Source organism: Vibrio sp. 10N.247.311.51, assembly GCF_041467855.1.
Lineage (GTDB): Bacteria > Pseudomonadota > Gammaproteobacteria > Enterobacterales > Vibrionaceae > Vibrio > Vibrio coralliirubri.
On record NZ_JBFSVK010000002.1, the window covers coordinates 41,796 to 65,283 of the forward strand.

The 23,488-nt window shown below is 44.5% G+C and carries 20 protein-coding genes; 3 read left to right on the top strand and 17 right to left on the bottom strand.

Annotated elements, in window-relative coordinates; translation table 11 throughout:
- Positions 1-115: 115 nt before the first annotated feature.
- The 4 genes from AB6E85_RS02310 to lrp form a co-directional block, all read right to left on the bottom strand.
- Positions 116-1,465, bottom strand: a complete 1,350-nt coding sequence (locus AB6E85_RS02310) for a replication-associated recombination protein A (protein ID WP_372141281.1) — start codon at positions 1,463-1,465, stop codon at positions 116-118.
- A 70-nt stretch (positions 1,466-1,535) separates the two neighbouring features.
- The gene (lolA, locus tag AB6E85_RS02315) at positions 1,536-2,132 is read right to left on the bottom strand and encodes an outer membrane lipoprotein chaperone LolA (protein ID WP_017060248.1); all 597 of its coding nucleotides are present in this window, start codon (positions 2,130-2,132) and stop codon (positions 1,536-1,538) included.
- Positions 2,133-2,207: 75 nt separating this feature from the next.
- Positions 2,208-5,378, bottom strand: a complete 3,171-nt coding sequence (locus AB6E85_RS02320) for a DNA translocase FtsK 4TM domain-containing protein (protein ID WP_372141282.1) — start codon at positions 5,376-5,378, stop codon at positions 2,208-2,210.
- A gap of 163 nt (positions 5,379-5,541) precedes the next feature.
- On the bottom strand, positions 5,542-6,036 hold the full coding sequence (lrp, locus tag AB6E85_RS02325; protein ID WP_004734558.1) for a leucine-responsive transcriptional regulator Lrp: 495 nt from the start codon (positions 6,034-6,036) through the stop codon (positions 5,542-5,544).
- Positions 6,037-6,192: 156 nt separating this feature from the next.
- Between lrp and ald the strand changes: the two genes are divergently transcribed.
- The gene (gene ald / locus AB6E85_RS02330; protein ID WP_372141284.1) at positions 6,193-7,317 is read left to right on the top strand and encodes an alanine dehydrogenase; all 1,125 of its coding nucleotides are present in this window, start codon (positions 6,193-6,195) and stop codon (positions 7,315-7,317) included.
- A 154-nt stretch (positions 7,318-7,471) separates the two neighbouring features.
- On the opposite strand, the gene AB6E85_RS02335 is transcribed toward ald, so the two are convergent.
- Positions 7,472-8,674 carry a methyltransferase gene (locus AB6E85_RS02335; protein ID WP_372141285.1) on the bottom strand — a complete coding sequence of 401 codons (1,203 nt, stop codon included), beginning with the start codon at positions 8,672-8,674 and terminating at the stop codon, positions 7,472-7,474.
- Positions 8,675-8,814: 140 nt separating this feature from the next.
- Positions 8,815-9,789, bottom strand: coding sequence for an HTH-type transcriptional regulator CysB (cysB, locus tag AB6E85_RS02340; protein ID WP_017060244.1), 975 nt, complete (start codon positions 9,787-9,789; stop codon positions 8,815-8,817).
- Between the two features lie 322 nt (positions 9,790-10,111).
- Between cysB and AB6E85_RS02345 the strand changes: the two genes are divergently transcribed.
- Together AB6E85_RS02345 and miaE are read left to right on the top strand one after the other, a co-directional pair.
- Positions 10,112-10,876 (top strand): DNA repair protein, encoded by a 765-nt coding sequence (locus AB6E85_RS02345; protein ID WP_372141286.1) that lies wholly within the window; start codon positions 10,112-10,114, stop codon positions 10,874-10,876.
- A gap of 143 nt (positions 10,877-11,019) precedes the next feature.
- A complete protein-coding gene (gene miaE, locus AB6E85_RS02350; protein ID WP_008224293.1) occupies positions 11,020-11,775 on the top strand; it encodes a tRNA isopentenyl-2-thiomethyl-A-37 hydroxylase MiaE in 756 nt (251 codons plus the stop codon).
- Between the two features lie 104 nt (positions 11,776-11,879).
- Here the strand turns inward: miaE and pyrF are convergent, their stop codons facing one another.
- From pyrF to AB6E85_RS02405, 11 genes are all read right to left on the bottom strand, one after another.
- Positions 11,880-12,575, bottom strand: coding sequence for an orotidine-5'-phosphate decarboxylase (gene pyrF, locus AB6E85_RS02355; protein ID WP_017078954.1), 696 nt, complete (start codon positions 12,573-12,575; stop codon positions 11,880-11,882).
- A 124-nt stretch (positions 12,576-12,699) separates the two neighbouring features.
- Entirely contained in the window at positions 12,700-13,875 is a 1,176-nt protein-coding gene (lapB, locus tag AB6E85_RS02360; protein WP_372141288.1) for a lipopolysaccharide assembly protein LapB, read from the bottom strand.
- A gap of 12 nt (positions 13,876-13,887) precedes the next feature.
- Entirely contained in the window at positions 13,888-14,160 is a 273-nt protein-coding gene (locus tag AB6E85_RS02365) for a LapA family protein (RefSeq protein WP_017066774.1), read from the bottom strand.
- A 129-nt stretch (positions 14,161-14,289) separates the two neighbouring features.
- On the bottom strand, positions 14,290-14,574 hold the full coding sequence (gene ihfB / locus AB6E85_RS02370; protein WP_017060238.1) for an integration host factor subunit beta: 285 nt from the start codon (positions 14,572-14,574) through the stop codon (positions 14,290-14,292).
- A gap of 121 nt (positions 14,575-14,695) precedes the next feature.
- Positions 14,696-16,366 carry a 30S ribosomal protein S1 gene (gene rpsA / locus AB6E85_RS02375; protein WP_010439921.1) on the bottom strand — a complete coding sequence of 557 codons (1,671 nt, stop codon included), beginning with the start codon at positions 16,364-16,366 and terminating at the stop codon, positions 14,696-14,698.
- Positions 16,367-16,472: 106 nt separating this feature from the next.
- Positions 16,473-17,153, bottom strand: a complete 681-nt coding sequence (cmk, locus tag AB6E85_RS02380; RefSeq protein WP_017060237.1) for a (d)CMP kinase — start codon at positions 17,151-17,153, stop codon at positions 16,473-16,475.
- Positions 17,154-17,445: 292 nt separating this feature from the next.
- Positions 17,446-18,192 (bottom strand): 3-deoxy-manno-octulosonate cytidylyltransferase, encoded by a 747-nt coding sequence (gene kdsB / locus AB6E85_RS02385; RefSeq protein ID WP_086970374.1) that lies wholly within the window; start codon positions 18,190-18,192, stop codon positions 17,446-17,448.
- Positions 18,192-18,371, bottom strand: coding sequence for a Trm112 family protein (locus AB6E85_RS02390; protein ID WP_004736429.1), 180 nt, complete (start codon positions 18,369-18,371; stop codon positions 18,192-18,194). Before AB6E85_RS02390 ends, kdsB begins: the two co-directional genes overlap by 1 nt.
- Positions 18,352-19,359 (bottom strand): tetraacyldisaccharide 4'-kinase, encoded by a 1,008-nt coding sequence (gene lpxK, locus AB6E85_RS02395; RefSeq protein ID WP_372141291.1) that lies wholly within the window; start codon positions 19,357-19,359, stop codon positions 18,352-18,354. The genes AB6E85_RS02390 and lpxK overlap by 20 nt, the downstream gene beginning before the upstream one ends.
- A gap of 14 nt (positions 19,360-19,373) precedes the next feature.
- Positions 19,374-21,122, bottom strand: a complete 1,749-nt coding sequence (gene msbA / locus AB6E85_RS02400) for a lipid A ABC transporter ATP-binding protein/permease MsbA (RefSeq protein ID WP_065584348.1) — start codon at positions 21,120-21,122, stop codon at positions 19,374-19,376.
- A 31-nt stretch (positions 21,123-21,153) separates the two neighbouring features.
- On the bottom strand, positions 21,154-23,478 hold the full coding sequence (locus AB6E85_RS02405) for a DNA internalization-related competence protein ComEC/Rec2 (protein ID WP_372141293.1): 2,325 nt from the start codon (positions 23,476-23,478) through the stop codon (positions 21,154-21,156).
- Between the last annotated feature and the right edge of the window lie 10 nt (positions 23,479-23,488).

Sequence of the window (23,488 nt, forward strand, 5' to 3'; positions counted from 1 at the left end):
ATATTCAGTAGTTTGCTACTGAATCACTGCTAAACCCCTAAAACTGGTGCTATTTCGACCAATTTATAACGATTTAATTGAAATTTTATGACTAGGTAACGATATCCAAAAAAGACTACTTTTCATAGCGTTTTTGTGGGCTTTTTGCGTCCAAATCCGCCAGATAATCTAGCTTCTCGCCAATTTTGGTCTCTAAGCCTCGTTTTGTTGGGAAATAGTATTGCTTCTCTCCCATTTCAGGAGGCAGGTACTTTTCACCCGCCGCGTAGGCTCCTGGTTCGTCATGAGCATAACGGTATTCTTGCCCGTAGCCCATGTCCTTCATCAAAGTTGTCGGTGCATTTCGTAAATGATGCGGCACTTCATATTCAGGAAGATTGTGAGCATCTGTTAGAGCTTGCTTCCACGCGGTGTAAACGGCGTTACTCTTTGGCGCACACGCAAGATAAACTACCGCCTGAGCAATCGCACGCTCCCCTTCGGCTGGGCCAATGCGAGTGAAACAATCCCACGCCGACATCGCCACCTGCATTGCACGAGGGTCAGCGTTACCGATATCTTCAGAAGCAATCGCAAGCAAGCGCCTTACGATATACAAAGGGTCACAACCCGCCGCAATCATTCGCGCAGACCAGTACAAGGCCGCATCAGGGGTTGAGCCACGAATAGACTTATGAACCGCAGATATTAAGTCGTACCAAATATCGCCCTTATTATCGAAACGAGCGACTTTCTCACCAGCCACTTCAGCCAACAACTGCAAGGTTATCGCTTTCTCGCCTCTATCGTTATCTTCTGCCATGTCATACAGCAGTTCAAGGTAGTTAAGCGACATACGTGCGTCACCGTTAACCAGTTCTGCAAGGCGATCTAAAACATTATCAGCAAAATCAGCAGGCACATCACCTAACCCGCGTTGCTTGTCTTCAATCGCTTGGCGAATAACGAGAGAAATGTCATCTGTATTCAGGGACGTCAGTTTGTAGACACGCGCACGTGACAACAAAGCGTTGTTCAATTCAAAAGAAGGGTTTTCTGTCGTCGCACCAATAAAGGTCACGGTGCCATCTTCGATATGAGGCAGAAAAGCATCTTGCTGACTTTTGTTAAAGCGATGGACTTCGTCCACAAACAGGATCGTTCTGCGCCCTGCTTGCTTGTTTTCACGTGCTTTTTCAATCGCAATACGGATGTCTTTTACGCCCGAGGTTACCGCCGATACGCGTTCCACTTCAGCATTGGCATAGTTTGCTGCTACTTCGGCTAACGTCGTTTTACCGGTGCCCGGAGGCCCCCACAAAATCATCGAGTGGATATGGCCCGCTTCCAATGCTCTGCGAAGTGGTTTACCTGGGCCTAATATATGCTGCTGACCGATGTACTGTTCGACAGTTTCCGGTCTCATACGAGCAGCAAGGGGACGAAAATCTTCGTCCCCCGCAAAATCTAAGCTGTAATTACTCAATTGCAATCTCTTGATTCGTTGATGGCATTGATGCCTATCGACGTACTACCAAACGATCTGCTTATTTAGATCAGTTTCTTTGGTCGTCGACCTCGACACCTTCCGGTGCCACAAAAGTAAAGCGGTCTGCTGCAGGTTTACCCAAGTCAACATTGCTAAAGGTAAACTCACCTTTTTGACCGTCTTGTTCAATCACATTAAAGCCCTGAACAATGCCCTTTTCGGTGATATTAATCTGGAAGTCGCCCTGATTAGAATCGACAGCGGTTGGCGTTAGCGTAAATTGGTTACCCGTTTGCGCCACATTATAGTTATCCCAATCGCTTTCTTGGTTACGTGTAAGTAGGACAAAAGGTGTTTGTGAAGTCGCTTGCTCTTGCCAGTAGATGCTCACTTGCTCAATGAACGGGCTGTAGTACCACAAGCTTTGGCCATCAGATACCAACAAGTTTTCATCAGGGAAAGTCGTTTCCCAGCGGAACAAGCTTGGGCGTGCAATCTCAACCGTGCCCTCACCTTCCATAACCACATCACCATCAGGACTGGTCACGACTTGTTTAAAGTCAGCGCTGAAGCCTGCGTTTAATGCCAAACGGCTACTCAACTCTTCTTTCGGAGAAGCAAACACTGAGAAGCTCATAAATAAAAGTGCGAATACTTTTTTCATCAATAATCCTGTTAGAACATAAGTCGGTCATATTTTCGATTTGACCGACTTAATGGGTATGAGTTCCTAGTGGAACTAATCTTTTGGTGGCGCTGGTGCCAAGACTTCTCGGTTACCGTTATGGCCTGGAGCACTCACAATACCTTGAGCTTCGAGTTGCTCGACAATACGTGCAGCACGGTTGTAGCCAATCTTGAATCGACGTTGTACGCCTGAAACTGAGCCACGACGTGAATGAACAACGTGTTCTACCACCTGATCAAACAGAGGATCGACCTCTTCATCACCTTCCATCTTCTCACCCGGAAGCAAGGTTTCTGGGGTTTGTTCGCCGTTGGTGATCTCATCAATATAGTTTGGCTTACCACGCGCTTTCCAGTTATTCACAACTGCGTGTACATCGTCATCAGATGCGAAGGCACCGTGAACACGAGTTGTATGGCTAGAACCCGGTGGCAAGTAAAGCATATCACCCATGCCCAATAGTGATTCCGCACCACCTTGGTCAAGGATAGTTCGTGAATCCGTTTTGGTTGATACCGTAAAGGCAACACGGGTTGGAATGTTCGCTTTGATAAGGCCAGTAATAACATCCACTGATGGACGTTGTGTCGCTAGAATCAAGTGAACACCCGCCGCACGTGCTTTTTGTGCCAAACGCGCAATCAATTCTTCAACCTTCTTACCGACCACCATAATTAGGTCAGCAAATTCATCAACGATAACCACGATGTAAGGTAGCTTCTCAAGCAATGGTGCTTCAGGATCCATGCTGTCGCCCGGCTTCCACAGTGGATCGTGAATTGGGTGACCCGCTTCCGCAGCCATCTTAAGCTTATCGTTGTAACCTTTAATATTACGAACGCCTAACGCTGACATCAGCTTATAACGACGTTCCATCTCGCCAACACACCAACGAAGGGCGTTCGACGCATCTTTCATGTCGGTTACCACTTCAGACAATAGATGAGGGATGCCTTCATAAACCGATAGCTCAAGCATTTTCGGGTCGATCATGATGAATCTAACATCTTCCGGTGATGCTTTGTAAAGCATACTCAGAATCATTACGTTCACACCTACCGACTTACCAGAACCGGTTGTACCCGCAACCAGAACGTGAGGCATTTTCGATAGATCAGCAATGACCGCTTCACCAGCGATGTCTTGTCCCAGAACCACTGTCGTTGGCGATTTCGCTTCTTGGAACTGAGGGCTAGCAACCACATCTGAGAAGAATACCGTTTGGCGACTCATGTTCGGCAGCTCTAAGCCAACATAAGGTTTACCCGGAATCACTTCTACGACACGTACTGCCAATGCAGAGAGTGAACGCGCTAAGTCCATAGAAAGGCCAGAAATACGGCTTACTTTCACGCCCGGAGCCAGATCGAGCTCGAATCGAGTGATTACTGGACCTGGGAAAATGTCGACAACGTCTGCTTTGATCTTGTAGTCCGCTAGCTTAGATTCAACAAGACGAGCAATTGCCTCTAGTGCGTCACGGTCAATAAAGGTTTCACGCTTTTCAGGGTGGAATAACAATTCAAGTGTTGGTAATGGCTCAGCAGGCTTCGGTAAATTAACACCTTGTTGAACCAAGAACGGATTCTGCGTCGCTGCCATATTCGCTTGTGCTTCAGAAACAATGCTTTGGAATGCAGCGACATCTTGATCTTGATGCGCAGATTCTTCTTCCGTTACTTCTTCCCAAGGAAGATCAACAGCTGGCTCTAGGCTTTGTGCTGTTGGCTGTTCCGGCTCTGAATGTTCTTCTTGATAAGAGAAAGGTTCAAACTGTTCTTCGGTTAATGCTGCGCCAGCTAATTCAGCTTCAGTCTGCTCAGACTCAAAATCTGAACCCTGTTGGTAGCTTTGCTCTTCCGTCACATCAAACGGTGAAGGTTGTGCAGAGAAATCGTCTTCCACGGTTGCTTCTGGTTCGCCCATAGGTGAAACGTATAGAGATTCAGGTTGAACATCTTCAGCACCGAATTCGCCATTTACTTGTGGTGAGCTATCTAATTCTGGTTCAGCACTTTCAAGGTCAGCATGAGCAGGGCTAACTTCTGGTTGTTCGTTCTGCATGTATTGTTGGTAAGCAACCTGAGAATCATGCGCGTCGAGCTGATCTTGTTCTGCTAGGTCATCTTCATACATGGCCGCATTTTCTAGCTGCTCTATTGTTGCATTTAGCTGCTTCGAGCGCTCAATGCCTTCTTCTAACGGCTCTTCTGGCGCTTGGTAAACAGCTGCTGCAGGGATCGGTTGCTCTGACTCAATTACCGCTTGAGGCTGAACCTGAGGTTCTTCATGAACAGGAACATCTTGCTTCGCTGTAGCTTCGACAGGCATATGAATATTGTAATGACGCTTCGGCGATGCAGCATTGTCTCGCGCATTTGTCGCCACGTCTGAAGAATCATTGGTCGCAGAAAAACTCATCGCAGGATCTAGCGGGTCATGTTCTGTTGATTCTTTGTTGCCTTCTATAGCAGGAACATCGCGGTAAGTTGGCTCTTGATGCTGCTGATGACGTTCTTCGATTAAATCGCGGTCTGCTGATTCTCTTAATTGAGGCTCAAGCAGCTCTTGGTCTTGTCCACGAGCCTTATTAACAGCAGACGTGAAAAATTTGATGGCACATTCACCCAACCATTCCACAATGCTTAGCCAAGAGATACCGGTTAATAGAGTGAAACCAGCACCCCATAAGAAAAGAAGAACCAGCGTACTACCAAGAACATTCAACGTTGGAAGTGCAAGGCTTGTTAAAACGTCACCTACCACGCCACCGGATGAAAAGTACCAGATGTCGTCAAAGTTGATATCCGCGAGACCACAGCTCGTAAGAATTAGGATAGTCAGGCCAAGCAAGCGAGTGCCCCACAGCATGAAGTCGATCTGCTCGTCTTCATTACGTTTGCGGAACAAAACCCACGCAGCAACCGTCACTAAGATAGGCAGAGGGTAAGCCAAAGAGCCAAATACGAAGAAAAGCGTATCCGCCAACCAAGCACCTAGGTAGCCACCCGCATTTTGAATGTCACCACCCCACGCCGTTTGCGACCATGATGGGTCTGCAGGACTAAAAGTTAATAACGCAACGGCAAGTAGAATAGAGAAGAGAACACCGAGAATCAGACTGCACTCTTTGAGACGTTGAGAACCACTCAAACGAGGAGACTGAGGCTCTTCGCTCGTTTTAATGATTGTTTCTACTTTATTACTGCTCTGCTTGAACATAAACCAACTTAATAATTAAACGGAATAAAAACATCTCGAGCGGCCAAAGCCGCTCGTTTCAATGAAACTACTGTTGATTTAACCATATCAAACAGAAAAACCCAATTCCAGAAAGCAAGAAAGCGGAACAAATGTCCGCTTTCTTTCATTTCACCAATTGTGACTAACGAGTTTTAATCACAAGTTGATTGGTTTGTTTCACTTCTTCCATTACTACGTAAGTTCGAGTGTCGTTTACGCCCGGTAGACGAAGTAACGTATCACCCAGTAGCTTACGGTAAGCACCCATATCAGATACACGTGTTTTTAGAAGATAGTCAAAATCACCCGACACTAAATGACACTCTTGGATGTCATCCAGTTTCTGCACAGCGGTGTTGAATTGTTCGAACACATCTGGCGCACCACGGTTCAACGTAATTTCAACAAACACTAAAAGTGAAGCATCAAGGTACTGTGGGTTCAGCAACGCTGTGTACCCAGTAATGTAACCTTGACGTTCTAAACGACGAACACGTTCAAGACATGGAGTTGGAGAAAGTCCTACTCGTTTTGAGAGTTCAACGTTTGAGATACGACCGTCTTTTTGCAACTCATTAAGAATGTTGCGGTCAATACGATCTAGTTCCTTGGACGGCTTCTTATAATTGTCTGCCATTTTTTATTCCACCTTATTACTTCCTTGCAAAAAAATATACTACAACTTTTTAATATTCAGTATCAAATTTTATCTGAACCTATCTATACTAGATATTAATTCGACAGAATTACCCTACACATAGATAAAACAACCAAAATAAAATGAGGAGTCAGGATGATCATTGGCGTACCTAAGGAAATCAAGAACCACGAATACCGCGTTGGTATGACCCCAGCTAGCGTGAGAGAACTAATCTCACACGGCCACCAAGTTTTTGTAGAAACCAATGCCGGTACTGGTATCGGTTTTTCAGACGATGATTACATCGCTGTAGGCGCATCCATTCTTCCTACTGCTGCTGACGTTTTCGCGAAAGCAGAGATGATTGTAAAGGTTAAAGAACCTCAAGCTGTCGAGCGAGCTATGCTTCGCGAAGGGCAAATATTATTTACCTATTTACACCTTGCACCAGATTTTCCACAAACTGAAGAGCTTATCAAGAGCAAAGCTGTCTGCGTAGCCTATGAGACTGTAACAGATAATATGGGTCGCTTGCCACTATTAGCACCAATGTCTGAAGTAGCTGGTCGTATGTCTATTCAAGCAGGTGCACAAACATTAGAGAAATCTAACGGTGGTTGTGGTCTTCTTCTTGGTGGCGTTCCTGGTGTTGAACCAGCAAAAGTTGTTGTTGTTGGTGGCGGTGTTGTAGGTGCTAACGCAGCACGTATGGCTGTAGGCCTTCGCGCTGATGTTACAATTCTTGACCGTAACGTGGATACACTGCGTCGTCTTGATGAAGAATTCCAAGGTCGCGCAAAAGTGGTTTATTCTACTGAAGACGCTATTGAGAAGCATGTTCTAGAAGCAGACCTAGTGATTGGTGCAGTACTAATCCCTGGTGCAGCAGCGCCAAAACTGGTTACAAAAGAGCACATCGCTAAGATGAAGCCAGGTTCAGCAGTTGTTGACGTTGCAATCGACCAAGGCGGTTGTTTCGAGACTTCTCACGCAACCACTCACGCAGACCCAACTTACATTGTTGATGACGTAGTTCACTACTGTGTTGCAAACATGCCTGGCGCTGTTGCTCGCACTTCAACTTACGCACTAAACAATGCAACACTTCCTTACATTGTTAAGCTAGCGAACAAAGGCTACCGCGAAGCACTTCTATCTGATGAAGGCTTCCTAGAAGGTCTAAACGTTATTCACGGTAAAGTAACTTGTAAAGAAGTTGCAGAGAGCTTTGACCTTGAATACATAGACCCAGCAGAAGCAATCGCAATGTTTAACTAATGATGTAATGATTGACTGAACGCAATAATCTTCTCGTTGAAGCGTTCAGTTAACTCATACACATTAAACAAAAAGCCAGTACGACATAATGTCGCGCTGGCTTTTTTGCATTACTGGATTTAGGGGGAAAAAAACACGAATAGACTGTTTACCACTAGCGCTCGATTTTAACCCCGTGAATCAATAGATTTCTTGGCGTAATACTGCGTTCGCAGAACTCTTCAATCGAAGCTTCATAACCTTGTTCTTGCAGATAGATAGCGCGATCTAAAGCTAGCCATATCTCTAAAGGTCGTCTAAAGACTTGTTGAACCAAACTCAGCTTTTCCATTTCCCAGAAAAGCACTTCGCCTTGAACAAAATAAGAGTCAAAATCAATATCTGAACCCAACGACATCTCTTTCACTTCAGATGCCCAGCGGCAGAAAGATTCAAAACCCTCAGCTAACTCTGATTTTTTGATGCTCGGTACAGGAATGTATTCGTCAATGTTAAGTTCAGCCTTAAGTAACTGGCTGAAGCCTAGACGATAGCTCATCTCTAGTTGACGATGTCTTTTTACTCTTTCACCACCAGTGACGGTTTCTTGAAGCGGAATTCTTAATTCGCTCTTACTTAACGTTAATGCAGAGCTTTTAGCGATAGAAGACATAGCTTGATACGCTTCGTCTCGAATAAGATGATAACAACAAGGGGAAATAGTGACCGCGGGTAGTCCATGTGATACTGACTTTTTAACTAGCTCAACATGAAGATCGCCGCAAGCATGGAGGGCTACGGCATGTTGGTTTGAGTTAAACACGTCATCAGCACTTTCAGAAAACGCATCACCTTGAACAAAGTGCATCTCTAACTTCTGGTCATCCGCAATCTTTTGTCCGCTTTCGCATAACGATTGCTGCCATTCAAAGCTAGTGACTTTTTGATCCGATTGCTGAGATAGGATTCGACCAAGAAAGCCTTTACCCGAACACCACTCGAGCCACTCTTTTCCATGGTGATGCTCTAATACAGCCTCACCCATCGCGACAATTTGATGTAGCTTTCGGCCAGGAATACCATCAGCAGTACCACGTGGGAGGTCTAAACCAACCAAAGCTGTGTTATCGAACTGGATGTTTTGGGTAGCAGTATCTAATTCAGGTAGGAAACGAGTCAGTTCCTCAACCAAAAGCTGAGGCTGCTCTTTTAAGGTTTGAATGCTTTCATTATCTAAGCTTTCTAACCAATCAACGAGTGGACGATTGACCTCTTTCCACGGCTGCTGTTGAGTTTGGCATAGGTGAAAAGGCTCTGAACGCCAGTAAATCTGGTGCTCTAGCAAAAATGAATCGAGTATTTTAAATCGTGAATGCATGCTTCCCCCTATGATGCGTGGATTGTAGGGGTAAGAGGTCGAAATGGAAAGGCTCGATAAAGAAAACGAAAGCTAAAAACCCAAAAGAAAAACGGCCTGCAAATACAGGCCGAATAAGAATCTAGATTTACACGATGAGATTAACGAACTGGCAGCTCGATATCTTTAAACATCTCTTCGATCTCTTCATTCGATTTCAAAGAAATAGCTTGCTCAACCACAGGGCGAGTCAGATGCGGTGCAAAACGCTCCATAAAGTCAAACATGTAAGAGCGCAGGAAGGTGCCTTTTCTAAAGCCAATGCTGGTTGTGCTCGCACCAAATAGATGGCTCGCATCAATCGCAACCAAATCAGTATCTTGCTCGTGGTCAATCGCCATGCTTGCGATAACACCAACACCAATGCCCATACGAACATAGGTTTTGATTACGTCTGCATCGGTCGCGGTAAACACAACACGCGGTGTTAACCCTACTTTGTTGAACGCGGTATCAAGCTCAGAACGGCCAGTGAAACCAAATACATAAGTCACGAGAGAGTAAGCCGCAAGATCTTCGATCGTGATATTACGCTTCTGTGCCAGAGGGTGATCTTTGGTCACGACGATCGAACGGTTCCAGTGGTAGCAAGGCAGCATGATCGCATCTTGATAAAGGTGTAGCGCTTCCGTTGCAATCGCAAAATTCGCTGTACCCTTAGCGACGGCTTCTGACATTTGGCTTGGCGTGCCTTGGTGCATGTGAAGCGATACTTTTGGATAGCGCGCCGTGAAACCTTTAATCACATCAGGCAGTGCATAACGAGCTTGAGTATGAGTCGTTGAAATATTCAATGTACCCATCTCTGGATGAGTGTGCTCACCCGCTACCGCTTTAATACTTTCAACGCGCGCCAAAATCTCTTGAGAGATACGAATGATATCCTCACCCGCTTGGGTAACCTGCGTTAAATGCTTGCCGCTACGCTCAAAAATCTGAATGCCTAGTTCGTCTTCAAGTAATCTAACTTGCTTACTAATGCCAGGCTGAGATGTGTACAAACTCTCTGCTGTAGCTGAAACATTTAGGTTATGGTTTACAACCTCAACAATGTACTTCAGTTGCTGTAACTTCATATCTAACCTCGTAATCCTTTACTCATTTCTGTGCTAACTTATTTGCAAAGAGAGCGTTCTAGTCGCGTGTAATATAATTAATAGTTATAACGCTTCGAACACAAAAATGACAGGAAAATTGAGTTTTTCTAGCTTAACAAACAAAAACATCACTAACGCTTTGCAACCCAACCCTCATTCTCATACATTAGTTGGTAAGTTTTGATTGCCGATTTCGCTCAACAAGAGATAATCAGAAATTGCAATTTACGAGTGCCGATACACAATGGAATCGTGTATCCTCTCCAGTTAGCTATAGAAAATAATAAGCAGACTCAAACATATGAATATTGGTTTAATAATCGCCTTAGTAGCCGTTCTTTTGGTGTTAGTTTTAGGCTACAACATCATGCTTCAATATAAAGTTAAGGTAGAAACAGCGAAGAAACAGGAAGCTTCTCGTTATCTAACCATTATTGACGGTACAGAAGAACTGATTGGCAACGCTCATCACATGCCGTTTAGCCAAGATCTTCTTGTATGCTTAAACAATCGAATTCTTGATGCATTAGAAAACATGTATCAACTCGATCCAAAAAATAAGCAGCTTGCCCAACGCATTGAAAGTGTAAAACAACAAATCACTCAGTTAAAAGAGAACTACAAAGGTGGCGAAAGCACCGCTTTCCGCGTACCAAGTAGTGACAAGCAAGCGATCATGATGCTTAAGTTAGTTAAGCGCCTGCGTGATACAGTACGTAACGAGCACAATAAAGGCCGTTTCGAGACTCAAGCTTATGTGGTTGAAAATGCTCGCCTAGAAACGATTCAAATCCGTATTAACATTGAGAATGTTATTAAACGTGCAAACGATTCGATTTCTCGCGGACAACCGGGAACAGCGATTCAGCTATTACGCAAAGGTATTGATGCTTTAGCGACTAAGAACGACTCGTACTCTAATCAAGCCAAAGAAAAGCTTCAACAGATGCTCGACGAGCTTGACCAGAAACGCCAAGACAAAAACGCTCAAGATTTACAGCAGATGGAATCTAAAGAGCGAGAAGACGATATGGATGCCCTCTTCGGTCAGAAGAAGAAATGGTAACAGTCTAACTCAACACTTAAAGGCCGCCTTATTTACATTAAATAGGCGGCCTTTTTTGTAGCTGTTGAATTTCCTTTCTCTGTATAGGGAGATCTCTTGAGCTGTGATAAAATCACCGTATTATCAACAAACTTTCCCTGACCATGTATCAAGAATTACTCGCTCCAATCCACTCTTTTCTTAAAGCCGAAACGCCAGATTCATGGATAGATGAAGCCAAAAAGCCTGAAAACCTTCACATCATTCTACGCGATCACATGCTGTGTGAACTTAAGGCGGCACAAAGTGCTTTGTTCCTTATTCGCAAGTACGCTGTCGATAAAGAAAGCGCGAAGCAACTGAATGAGTGGATTTTGCCATACGAACAATTTGCCTACCGTCGTATCGGAGACTTAGAGTCTCTGCGTGGTAAAAGCAACGTATCTAAGCAAATCACCGCAAAAGAAGGCTGTAATTACGGTGCTGACCTGATCGATAAGATGGTATTACTGATCAAAGAAGAGCTGCATCACTTCTACCAAGTCATGGAGTTGATGGAGAAGAAAGGCGTGACTTACCAGCCAATCGAGGCGGGTCGTTACGCTAAAGGCTTGATCAAACAAGTTAAGACTTACGAGCCTGATGCTCTGGTTGATAAGCTTATCATCGGTGCGTTTATTGAAGCTCGCTCTTGTGAACGCTTCGCTAAATTGGCTCCTTTCTTGGAAGAAGACATGGAGAAGTTTTACGTGTCTCTACTTCGCTCGGAAGCTCGCCACTACCAAGACTATCTTGAGCTAGCAGAGCAGATCGCAGGGAAAGATATTTCAGAGCGTATTGCGCATTTTGCTCAAGTAGAAGCTGATCTTATCACTTCAGATGACAGCGACTTCAAATTCCATAGTGGTGCTCCAGTTTAGGCTCCACACTGAGCACTCAGTCCAGTTTAGACTAATCCAGACAAAAAAATTAAGGCCAGCAATTTGCTGGCCTTCTTTATTTATATCTCAATCTAAATATAGACTTAAGCTAACGTACCGTTGATCTCTGCAAGCACAGCAGCAGGGTCTATCGCTTGCGTAATCGGACGGCCAATAACAAGGTAGTCTGAACCGGATTCAATCGCTTTAGAAGGCGTCATGATACGCTTCTGGTCACCAACATCAGCGCCGACAGGACGAATACCTGGAGTAACTAGCTTGAACTCCTGACCAAGTGCACCTTTAAGCAAAGAAGCCTCTTGCGCAGAACATACAACACCGTCTAAGCCAGAGTTTTTCGTTAGAGAAGCCAAGCGCATCACTTGTTGTTGTGGTTCAAGATCCAGACCGATACCCGCTAAATCAGATTGCTCCATACTGGTGAGTACCGTTACACCGATTAACAGTGGACGGTCTTTGCCGTAAGGTTCTAAGATTTCGCGAGAAGCCGTCATCATACGCTCACCGCCACTTGCGTGTACGTTCACCATCCAAACACCCAGTTCTGCGGCAGCACGAACTGCTTTTGAACATGTGTTCGGGATGTCGTGGAATTTAAGGTCTAAAAATACTGAGAAACCACGCTTATGTAATTCACGAACAAATTCAGGGCCAAACAGGGTAAACATCTCTTTGCCCACTTTTAGACGGCAAGATGCTGGGTCAATACGATCGACAAAGGCTAACGCATCCGCTTGATTATCATAATCCAAGGCTACAATGATTTTTTGGTCGTTCATTTCATCTCCTAACGCAGTTAACTTTCTAAAAACTTCTAATCACCTAAGCAGGTGATAAATAACAGTCATAAAAATGCAGCCCGAAAGCTGCAATTAATAATTTGGTCTTAAAGTGACCACAAATCTATTCACCATCAAGCCCACGAATAGGCTTGATCGTCCCCCACCCTTTACATGAAGGGCAGTGCCAATACATTGAGTGTGTTGAGAAACCACACTGACGACAACGGTAATGAGGCTTAACCTTAAGCTGTTCACCAACCATAGATTGAAGTGTGGTTAAGCTGTCTTTTGCTCGGCCTTCTTCTGCTTCCGCTAGGTGGTAATCGATTAATCGATAAAAACCTTTCATGGTTGGATTTTTAACAAGCTGCTTTGTCAGTAGCTCTTGAGCAGAGCCTACATCTTCATGGTGAGCAACCAATTGCGCCAGCATCAGTTCGGCAGATACACCGGCTTTCTTCTGAATACACACTTTGAGGAACTCAACCAATTGAGCTTCTTGTCCAAGCTTGTGGTAACACTCAGCAAGGGTTGGCAACACCTCACTGATAAAATCGATATCTTGTTCAAGTACCGATTCAAGACAATCAATTGTCTTTTGGTAATCTTCGTTCGCTAAGTGGAACTTTCCTAGCGCGATACTAGCGCGAACACATTTAGGATCTTCAGAAAGCGCCTTCTTAAAATGCTGAAGCGCTTTAGAACGATTACCATCGGCTTGTTCTTGCATCGCAAGCTCACACCAGAAATGCGCAACGGTCGCACGCATCTTCATTTTTTTCTTGCCGAGCTTAACTAAAATATTTCCGTAATGGATAGCCTTGTTCCACTCGCGGGTCTGCTGGTAAATAGCCACCAACTGCTGTAAGGCGCCCTCTTTATGGTCAGGTTCTTCTACAAGTTGTTCAAAGATTTTTTCGGCACGATCAAGGAAGCCAGAGACCATGTAGTCTTTAGCTAATTGTTGCAGTGCGAGATTTTTCTGATCGAGGGTAAGCCCCGAACGAGAGATGAGATTTTGGTGAATACGAATAGCGCGGTCGACTTCGCCTCTTGAGCGGAACAAGTTGCCCAAAGCCAAGTGAGTATCGATGGTTTCATTGTCTACTTGAAGCAGCTCAATGAAGTGATCAACCGCTTTGTCAGATTGATCTGACAGTAATAGGTTCAAACCCGTCACGTATTGACGGGAGATCTGGTGTGATTGCTTTTGTTTTTCTTGCTGAGCATTACGATTACCCATATACCAGCCATAAGCGGCTGCGATGGGCAAAAGTAAGAACAGTAACTCTAACATCAAATATAGCCTTTAAGCTTTAGTATCAGCAGCGACCTGCTTTGATTGCTTATTGAGTTGCTTCTTCAAGCGATGAATTTTTAGCTGAGACCGCATGTGCATATTACCAAAGACTAACCAAGCAAGGGCGAAGCCTGAAACGAATACAACACCTAATAAACTTGAGAGGTGGAAGTCACCTTGCGCTAGCAGATAGTTGAAATTCACAGTTGTTTGGTTTTGAGAGCCTAAAGCCAGTGCAATTAGGAAAAGTGCGATAACGGCGACTATTTTTATAATTTTCATAGTTCATCACTCATTGGTTGGTTAGCTGTACGATTATGCAGGAAAATTACTAATCAGACCACCATATTATGGTCATAAAAAAGCGGCATACATTATAGTATGCCGCTTTTCTTAATTCCGATAAGTAGGCTACATTCCTGAGTTTACTCGTTCACGCAGCTCTTTACCTGGTTTGAAGTGAGGAACGTATTTACCTTCTAACTCTACCTTGTCACCAGTCTTTGGGTTACGTCCAACACGAGGCTCACGATAATGCAGAGAAAAGCTGCCAAAACCGCGAATTTCGATTCGATCACCACTTTCTAGTGTTGAAGCCATATGCTCTAAAATGTCTTTTACAGCGTCTTCAATTTCTTTTGCAGAAAGATGCGTTTGCTCAGCGCACAGTCTTTCAATCAATTCAGACTTAGTCATAGTTACCCTCGTTGGTTTTCTTTTTAGAAATTATAGACCTATCGGAAAAATAAGCAAAAAAAAAGGAGCCTTACGGCTCCTTTCTTGGCTAGATAGCTATAATTCTCTTAATGAGAAGCTATTATTCGCCTTTAGCAGCTTTGAATGCGTCTGCCATTGCGTTACCGAACGCGCCTTCTTCAGACTTGTTCAGTGAAGCCATTGCTTCTTGCTCATCAGCTTCATCTTTAGCTTTGATAGATAGGTTGATTACGCGGTTCTTACGGTCTACACCAGTGAACTTCGCTTCAACGCTGTCGCCAACGCTTAGGATTAGAGATGCATCTTCGATACGGTCGCGAGAAACTTCAGAAGCGCGGATGTAACCTTCAACGCCTTCGATTAGCTCGATAGTAGCGCCTTTCGCGTCAACTGCAGTAACAGTACCGTTTACAAGAACACCTTTCTTGTTGTCAGCAACGTATGCGTTGAACGGGTCGTTTTCCATTTGCTTAACGCCAAGAGAAATACGCTCACGCTCTGCATCTACTGCTAGAACAACAGCAGAGATTTCGTCGCCTTTCTTGTATTCACGTACAGCTTCTTCGCCGGCAGCGTTCCAAGAAATGTCAGATAGGTGTACAAGACCGTCGATACCGCCTTCTAGACCGATGAAGATACCAAAGTCAGTGATAGACTTGATCTTACCAGTAACTTTGTCGCCCTTAGCTTGCATTTCTGCAAATGACTGCCATGGGTTAGCTTTACACTGTTTCAGACCTAGAGAGATACGACGACGTTCTTCGTCGATATCAAGAACCATAACCTCAACTTCGTCGCCAACATTAACAACTTTAGAAGGGTGGATGTTCTTGTTAGTCCAATCCATTTCAGAAACGTGTACTAGACCTTCAACGCCTTCTTCGATTTCAACGAAGCAGCCGTAGTCAGTTAGGTTTGTAACACGACCAGAAAGCTTGTGACCTTCTGGGTAACGCTTAGCGATTGCTACCCATGGATCTTCGCCTAGTTGCTTAAGACCTAGTGAAACACGAGTGCGCTCACGATCGAACTTAAGAACTTTAACTAGGATTTCGTCACCAACGTTAACGATCTCTGATGGGTGCTTAACGCGCTTCCAAGCCATATCTGTGATATGTAGAAGACCGTCAACACCGCCAAGGTCAACGAATGCACCGTAGTCAGTAAGGTTCTTAACGATACCTTTAACTTCAGTACCTTCTTGTAGAGTTTCAAGAAGTTCGTCACGCTCAACACTGTTTTCAGATTCGATAACAGCACGACGAGAAACAACAACGTTGTTACGCTTCTGGTCTAGCTTGATTACTTTGAACTCTAGCTCTTTGTTTTCTAGGTGAGCAGTGTCACGGATAGGACGTACGTCTACTAGAGAACCTGGAAGGAAAGCACGGATACCGTTAAGTTCAACAGTGAAACCACCTTTAACTTTACCGTTGATGATACCAACAACAGTTTCAGCTTCTTCGCAAGCTTTCTCAAGTACGATCCAAGCTTCGTGACGCTTAGCTTTCTCACGAGAAAGTTGAGTTTCACCGAAACCATCTTCAACAGCGTCTAGAGCTACGTCTACTTCAGCACCAACTTCAACTTCAAGTTCGCCAGCAGCGTTCTTGAATTGTTCAGCAGGGATAGCAGATTCAGACTTAAGACCAGCGTCTACAAGAACGAAACCGTTCTCGATAGCTACTACAGTACCTTTAACGATGCTGCCTTGTTGGAATTCAGTTTCAGATAGAAACTCTTCAAAGAGTTGAGCAAAAGATTCAGTCATTATTTAATCTTCAATAATTAAACGTCCATGGGTATCCTACCGCATGGGGTTGATAAATTCGCCAGTCATCATCCTTGCGACCAACGTTCGTACTAGCTCGGCGAAATTACCCAGCCAGTTTCGATTCAATATAGTGTAGTGCTTTTTCTACTACCTGCTCAATATTCATTGAGGTGGAATCAAGCACTAGAGCATCCTCTGCAGGGCGAAGTGGCGCCACTGGGCGATTACGATCTCGGTCGTCTCGCTCTTGGATCTCGCTCAAAAGGTCGTCAAATTTAACATCTAACCCCTTCTGTTGCAACTGTTTAAGGCGGCGACTCGCACGCTCTTCAGCACTTGCATCTAAAAATATTTTCGCTTCAGCTTCAGGAAACACAACCGTTCCCATGTCACGACCATCTGCAACCAAACCAGGCGCAGCGCTGAATGCACGTTGACGACGAAGCAGTGCTTCGCGAACGCGAGGTAAAGCAGCAACTTTTGAAGCCGCCATGCCTGTCTCTTCTTTACGAAGTTCACCAGACACATCTTCACCTTCTAGGATAACCTTAACTAAGTCGCCTTCAGCAATAAACTGCACGTCTAAGTGTGTAGCAAGCGGTACTAAAGCATCCTCTGATTCAGTATCCACACCATGGTGAATTGCCGCTAAAGCCAATACGCGATAGATCGCGCCTGAGTCTAGAAGATGAAAGCCTAGCTTATCAGCTAGCAACATACACAGGGTACCTTTACCTGCACCACTTGGTCCATCAACCGTAATCACTGGGCTTTGAGAAGGCATCTTTTACTCCACGTTTTGTCGTAAGTTTTATTCTGTACTAGCGATTCGCCACTACTTTATAGGCGGCATATTATAGAGAAAAATTGGTACTCGAGCGAGGTAAATCTCAGATAATTCCGTGTTGATGATGCATAAACCAATGCAACTATCTCAATATCCGTTTGCTTAGGTCAATAAGACACACACGCGCTTTTCGATAGCGCATTTTTCGGTAGATAGAAAAAAGCCTCGCAATAGGCAAGGCTCATCATTTTTCATTTTGTAGAGCAAACAAGAACTCGCTCAAAGAAGCTTAGCCAATAATAGCTCGAACCGCTTCTAGGTCTTCAGGCGTATCAACACCAGCAGCCGGCGCTTCCGCTGCAACGTCTACGTGGATTTTTTCACCGTACCAAAGTACTCGTAATTGCTCTAGGCACTCAATACGTTCAAGAGTGCTTGGTTCCCAATTGATGTAGGTATTGATAAAACCCGCTCGGTAAGCATAAATACCAATATGACGAAGCAAAGGAGATTCCGCTGCAGTACCGTTGTTCGCGTAAGCATCGCGATCCCAAGGGATGGTTGCTCGGCTAAAATACAAGGCGTAACCGTCTTTATCGGTTACAACTTTAACGGCATTAGGGTTAAACACTTCATCAGCATGAGTGATTTCCACACCTAACGTTGCCATCGGAGCTGTACTGTTAGCAAGATTGTTGGCAACCTGATTAATGATCGAAGGTGGGATAAGTGGCTCATCACCTTGAACATTCACGATAATATGATCATCAGGAATCTTCATAACTTCAATCACTTCAGCTAGGCGTTCAGTGCCTGACTCATGATTCGGTGATGTCATACAAACGGTCGCGCCAAATGCTTTAGCCGCTTTTTCAACTCGAGCGTCGTCGGTAGCGATAATAACTTTATCGGCACCCGCTTTCATTGACTGTTCGTATACCCATTGAATCATCGGCTTTCCACCAATGTCAGCAAGTGGCTTCCCTGGTAAACGGCTCGATTGGTATCTTGCAGGTATAACAACCGTATAAGACATTACTTACCCTCATCCATAGAAACGGTGCGAGCTTCAGGTTCTAAAAGAACAGGAATACCCTCTTTAATTGGGTAAGCAAGGCGATCAATTTTACAAACAAGCTCTTGCTTATCCTTGTCAAAAGTTAGTTTACCTTTACATACAGGGCAAGCAACGATCTCAAGTAGACGGTGATCCATAGTATTCCATAACCTCTTTTATTCTTTTTAAAATTTGCTGTTGCGAATCTTCATCAAACTGCGCAGAAACTGGAAGATACCACCAGTTATCTTGAGCATATTCTTCGCATTTTACAGCGTCTTTTTCTGTCATAATCAGATTCATACCTTTATTAGCTAAGGCATGAAGTTCATCTTTATTAAAATCTTGATGGTCGGCGAAGCCCTGTGTGAAGACCACATCACCATCAAGATCTTCCAATGTTTTAAAAAAGCGCGGTGGGTGGCCAATACCGGCAAAAGCCACCAGCTTCTGTAATTCTGCCACAGACCTTTTCTGACCAGTCTTTAGGTTAACCGCTTGGCTTGGAAGCAAAGACATCGAGAACTCTCTCCCGTGCGCTTTACCTCCATTGTTCACCAAAAAGTCGACTTCATCTAAACGAGATAAAGGCTCTCGTAATGGACCTAAAGGAATCAAGCTCTCGCTACCAAAGCGTCTTGCGCCGTCGATAACTGCAAATTCAATATCGCGTTCAAGCGCGTAATGCTGAAGGCCATCGTCAGTGATGATCACATCAACGCCTTTGTTCAGCAATGCTTTCACCGCGTTAGCGCGCACAGGGTCGACTGCAACTGGCGCACCAGTTCGCTTCCGAATCAAGCGAGGTTCATCACCCGAATGCTCTGCTGGCGTATTTTCATCCAACACCAACGGATAGCTTGGTGCTTTTGCACCGTAGCCACGAGATACGACTCCGGGTTTAAAGCGGTGAGCCTGAAGCATCTCAACTAACCAAATCACAACCGGTGTTTTACCATTTCCACCAGCAGTAATATTGCCCACAACAATAACAGGTAAAGGCGGGCGGTAGGTCTCTTTCTTCCCCGATAGATAAGCGTCACGACGCTGACTACTGATCATTTTGAACAGCAGACTCAGTGGCCACAATAGCGGCCAGAGAAGATATTTCAACGGGTGATTGTTAAACCAAATCTTTTCGATCACAACAAGACCTAATCTTATCCGCTGAACTGAATTCGGTGTAATTGTGCATAGGCACCATCATGTGCGATTAGCTCAGCATGTGCGCCCCTTTCTACAATATGACCATCATCAACCACTAGAATTTCATCAGCTTGCTCGATGGTAGAGAGTCGGTGTGCGATAACTAATACTGTTTTGTCTTTCTGCAGTTCTTCTAGTGCAGATTGAATCGCTCTCTCTGACTCGGTATCCAGTGCAGACGTTGCCTCATCAAGAATCAAAACTGGTGCATCTCTCAATAGCGCTCGTGCAATAGCAATACGCTGTCTTTGACCACCTGATAGATTGCCACCATTCTCGCCAACAACCGTATCAATACCGTTTTCCATGTTTTCGATAAATTCACTCGCATGGGCAAGTTTAGCTGCATGTTCAATCTGCTCTCGGGAATATTCATCGTGTGCGGCGTAAGCAATGTTGTTGGCGACCGTATCATTAAATAGGTGCACATTTTGAGATACCAGAGCAAAATGCTCCCGCAGGTTTCTCAATTCGTAATCACGAATGTCGTGGCCATCAAGCTCAATTGAACCTGAGTCTACATCATAAAAACGAGTAAATAGGTTGGCAATGGTACTCTTGCCCGAGCCAGAACGCCCAACAAGCGCAACCGTTTTACCTTTCGGTATATTGAAGCTGACCTTATCAAGTGCTGGTTTCTCTGCTCCTTCATAAGTAAACGTGACATCTTTTACTGCAACTTCACCCGTTACAGATTCAGGCTTCAACGTCCCTTTGTTTTGCTCAGTATCTAGATCCATCAAACCAAATAGAGTTGTACTCGCCGCCATACCGCGTTGGAACTGAGACGTTACACTAGTTAGTGCTTTTAATGGGCGCATTAAGCCGAACATCGCAGAGAAAATAACAGTAAATGTGCCGGGGGTTAACTCAGCTCGAATAGAGTCAAAGCTAGCTAAGATCAACACAGTCACAACGGCAACAGACGCAATCATCTGAATTATTGGGTTAGCGGCTGCTTGTGCTGTTACTAACTTCATACTCTGTTGGCGCATTTGGTTACTAACTTGATCAAAACGTTGCTTCTCTATGTCTTGACCACCATAAGTTAGAACTACTTTATGTCCTTTCAACATTTGCTCTGCAGACGACGCCACATGGCCCATACTGGTCTGCATATTTTTAGAGATCTTTCTGAATCGCTTAGAAACTATGGTAATAGCCCAAGCGACAACGGGTGCGACAGCAAATAGAACTAAAGACAACTGCCAGCTATTCCAGAACATCAGCGTCAACAAGCCAATAATACTTGCACCTTCACGGACAATACTGACTAACGCCTTACTGGTTGCTGCAGACACTTGCTCTGAATCGTAAGTAATTCGAGATAGCAATGCGCCTGTCTGTTCTTTATCGAAGAAAGAAACAGGCATGTGCATGAAATGGCTGAAAATTTTACGACGAATTTCCATCACCACATTGCCAGAGACCCAGCTCAAACAATAGGTTGAAACAAAGCCACTGACACCACGAATAAACATCATGGCAAAGATAATAATAGGAAGCGTGCGTAAAAAGTCAGATTCAGCATTACCAAAGCCTTCATCAAGTAACGGCTTTAGTAAGGAAATCATATAGGTATCAGAAACGGCATTTATAATAAGCGCAATTACCGCAACACCTAGGCCGGCCTTATATAGTCGAATATAAGTCCAAAGTCTTTTAAATGTGACCCAGGTAGTTTCATCTGTTTGTGTTGACATAGAATCGCTTAATTTTCTCACAATAATCTATCTATTCTACTCCCTTACGGAGCATCTGCCTATACCACTGCCCGCCTTGTTGTTCTCTAATCGCATGATATTGCCAACCTTCTTTGCTAAGAGTGATGGTTATTTGTCCGCTTTCTCCAGTATCAAGCCAAGTACTCCCCGCTTCCTGATAGCGTTCAATAACAGACTCACTCGGCATTCCCCACTGATTGCCTTTAGCAAGAGAAGCTATCGCTAGCTGTGGAGACACAGCCTCAATAAACGACTTAATCGATGACGAATCACTACCATGATGAGGAACCAACATGACATCACTCCTTAGCTGTTCTCCTTCACGAGCAAGTAACCACTCACTTACCAGTTCAATATCACCAGTGAGCAACATTGAGAAATCAACACTATGATCTGAGATCCTGACCACACACGAATGTGGGTTATACGCCCTCTTTACTTGCTTAGGCGGCCACAACACCTCAAAAACAACATCTTGCCAGTTCCAAACCTCTCCAATAGTGCATGTTTGAATACTAGACGAGGCTTGAGTGATAGATTGGCGTTCTTGAATAATGTTCTGACTGGTTCTTATCCACTTTGGCATATAGTTCTCAAGTAACGCCGGATAACCACCAGCATGGTCAGAATCGAAATGACTCACAATCACGCCTTCTAATTCATAAATCCCCCGCTGATTCAAAGTAGGAATCAACAAAGACTCAACAACCGAGCCTCCTGGCCACGCATTGCCAAGATCATAAACAACAATCTGATTGTTCTTTTCCAAGACCAAAGACAACCCATGCCCAACATCCAAGATATCAATAGTTAGTTTGTCTTGCTGGGGTTTGCTGAATTCCCACCACAGCACAAACACTGCAGTTACTAATATCGATAATGTTCGCTTGAAATACCGACTGACAAAGCTCAAAAACAAGATAAGGAATACTGATAATGCAATCGTCTGATTATCGACTTGGATCCAAAATCGCTCAGAGAAAGGAAGACTAAATACGAGAGGATCAAGCGACAAGTCGACCAACTTCCACAGCTGGCTAACCACGCCATTGTCTAGCGCCGTTATACCAACCACGCCAGACACTGACTCCGATATTAAGCTTAGAAACATTGCCAGAAACAACAGCGGGATCGTCACCATCGATACCCAAGGCAAAAGGAACAAGTTGTAGAAAACAGAGACTAAACTGACTCCTTTGAAAAACAGCATCGAGAAAGGCGCGATCAGGAATGTCAGCATCAGTTGAATCTTAATAAGTTGGAGTACGCGGTCGATAAATGTAGAAGCTGAGCGCTGAATACTCAACGCGATATAGAGAACAGCGCCCAATGCACCAAAGGACAACCAAAAGCTGCTCGACAAGGCTGAAAACGGCCAAATCAGCAGAACCACGCATAGACTTAAAGCAACATACCGGAGCAAACTAATATTTTGCCCACGCCACAAGAAATAACTGGCGATGACGCACATCACTAAAGCTCTCAAGGTTGGCAGCGTGAACCCAGCAAACCAACTATAGAAATACGCCAAGCCGAGCCCGAATATTGTAGGTAACCAAAGAAATGAAGGGGAAAGTAGCCTGAATATCTTGCCAATCTGATAACCAATACCAAAGGCAATCCCAATATGCAGCCCCGAGATAGCCATCAAGTGAATCAAGCCACTGCTTTTAAGCATACCCCACCGCTGAGGGGGAATAAGGTCGCGATATCCAAAACTCAAAGCGATAATGAGGTCTTGATTTGCCAGCAGACTTAACCTTTCAAGGCTGGTTTCAAACCACCGGGAGCGTAAGTTAGTGCTAGAGTGAATTCGGTATTTGGTTTCTGCTCTGTAAGTTGCATTGGCAACCACGCCAGCACTAAACAAGTACTTTTCGAGGTCAAAGCCGGCTTCATTGAGTTTGCCCCATACCGGCTTTATTGAGGCCGATAAATAGACATCATCTCCAAGCGTTAACTTAAAAGGAGTAAACAAACGCAATTTTATCAATTGGGGAAAGATTAATTTTTCGCCGCCAATTGATCTGGCTACTATTACGCTTTCAAAACCATGGCTATTTTCACTAAAAAGGCTAACAACCGACGCATTTATGGTAGTATTCTGCCCTGATTGGAATAAGCGACTCGTTTGTATTTCAATCGCATTCCCTAGGCAGATAACTAGTATCAATGCTGTTACTGGACCTCTTGCACTCCGGAAAACGCTATACTTTGTTGATGCTAGCACTAACAACAGCATCAATGGTGCCCAAACCCAATGTGGCATCACAGGCCAGTAGCTGGCAGACACAACTGTCGCAGCAAATGAAATCAAGAACCAAGTGTTAAACAAGAGAGTAGCT

Coding starts and splice junctions, on each gene's coding strand:
- lolA (WP_017060248.1), bottom strand. CDS start 2,132: ATGAAAAAAGTATTCGCACTTTTATTTATGAGCTTCTCAGTGTTTGCT.
- AB6E85_RS02320 (WP_372141282.1), bottom strand. CDS start 5,378: ATGTTCAAGCAGAGCAGTAATAAAGTAGAAACAATCATTAAAACGAGC.
- lrp (WP_004734558.1), bottom strand. CDS start 6,036: ATGGCAGACAATTATAAGAAGCCGTCCAAGGAACTAGATCGTATTGAC.
- ald (WP_372141284.1), top strand. CDS start 6,193: ATGATCATTGGCGTACCTAAGGAAATCAAGAACCACGAATACCGCGTT.
- AB6E85_RS02335 (WP_372141285.1), bottom strand. CDS start 8,674: ATGCATTCACGATTTAAAATACTCGATTCATTTTTGCTAGAGCACCAG.
- cysB (WP_017060244.1), bottom strand. CDS start 9,789: ATGAAGTTACAGCAACTGAAGTACATTGTTGAGGTTGTAAACCATAAC.
- AB6E85_RS02345 (WP_372141286.1), top strand. CDS start 10,112: ATGAATATTGGTTTAATAATCGCCTTAGTAGCCGTTCTTTTGGTGTTA.
- miaE (WP_008224293.1), top strand. CDS start 11,020: ATGTATCAAGAATTACTCGCTCCAATCCACTCTTTTCTTAAAGCCGAA.
- pyrF (WP_017078954.1), bottom strand. CDS start 12,575: ATGAACGACCAAAAAATCATTGTAGCCTTGGATTATGATAATCAAGCG.
- lapB (WP_372141288.1), bottom strand. CDS start 13,875: ATGTTAGAGTTACTGTTCTTACTTTTGCCCATCGCAGCCGCTTATGGC.
- AB6E85_RS02365 (WP_017066774.1), bottom strand. CDS start 14,160: ATGAAAATTATAAAAATAGTCGCCGTTATCGCACTTTTCCTAATTGCA.
- ihfB (WP_017060238.1), bottom strand. CDS start 14,574: ATGACTAAGTCTGAATTGATTGAAAGACTGTGCGCTGAGCAAACGCAT.
- rpsA (WP_010439921.1), bottom strand. CDS start 16,366: ATGACTGAATCTTTTGCTCAACTCTTTGAAGAGTTTCTATCTGAAACT.
- cmk (WP_017060237.1), bottom strand. CDS start 17,153: ATGCCTTCTCAAAGCCCAGTGATTACGGTTGATGGACCAAGTGGTGCA.
- kdsB (WP_086970374.1), bottom strand. CDS start 18,192: ATGTCTTATACGGTTGTTATACCTGCAAGATACCAATCGAGCCGTTTA.
- AB6E85_RS02390 (WP_004736429.1), bottom strand. CDS start 18,371: ATGGATCACCGTCTACTTGAGATCGTTGCTTGCCCTGTATGTAAAGGT.
- msbA (WP_065584348.1), bottom strand. CDS start 21,122: ATGTCAACACAAACAGATGAAACTACCTGGGTCACATTTAAAAGACTT.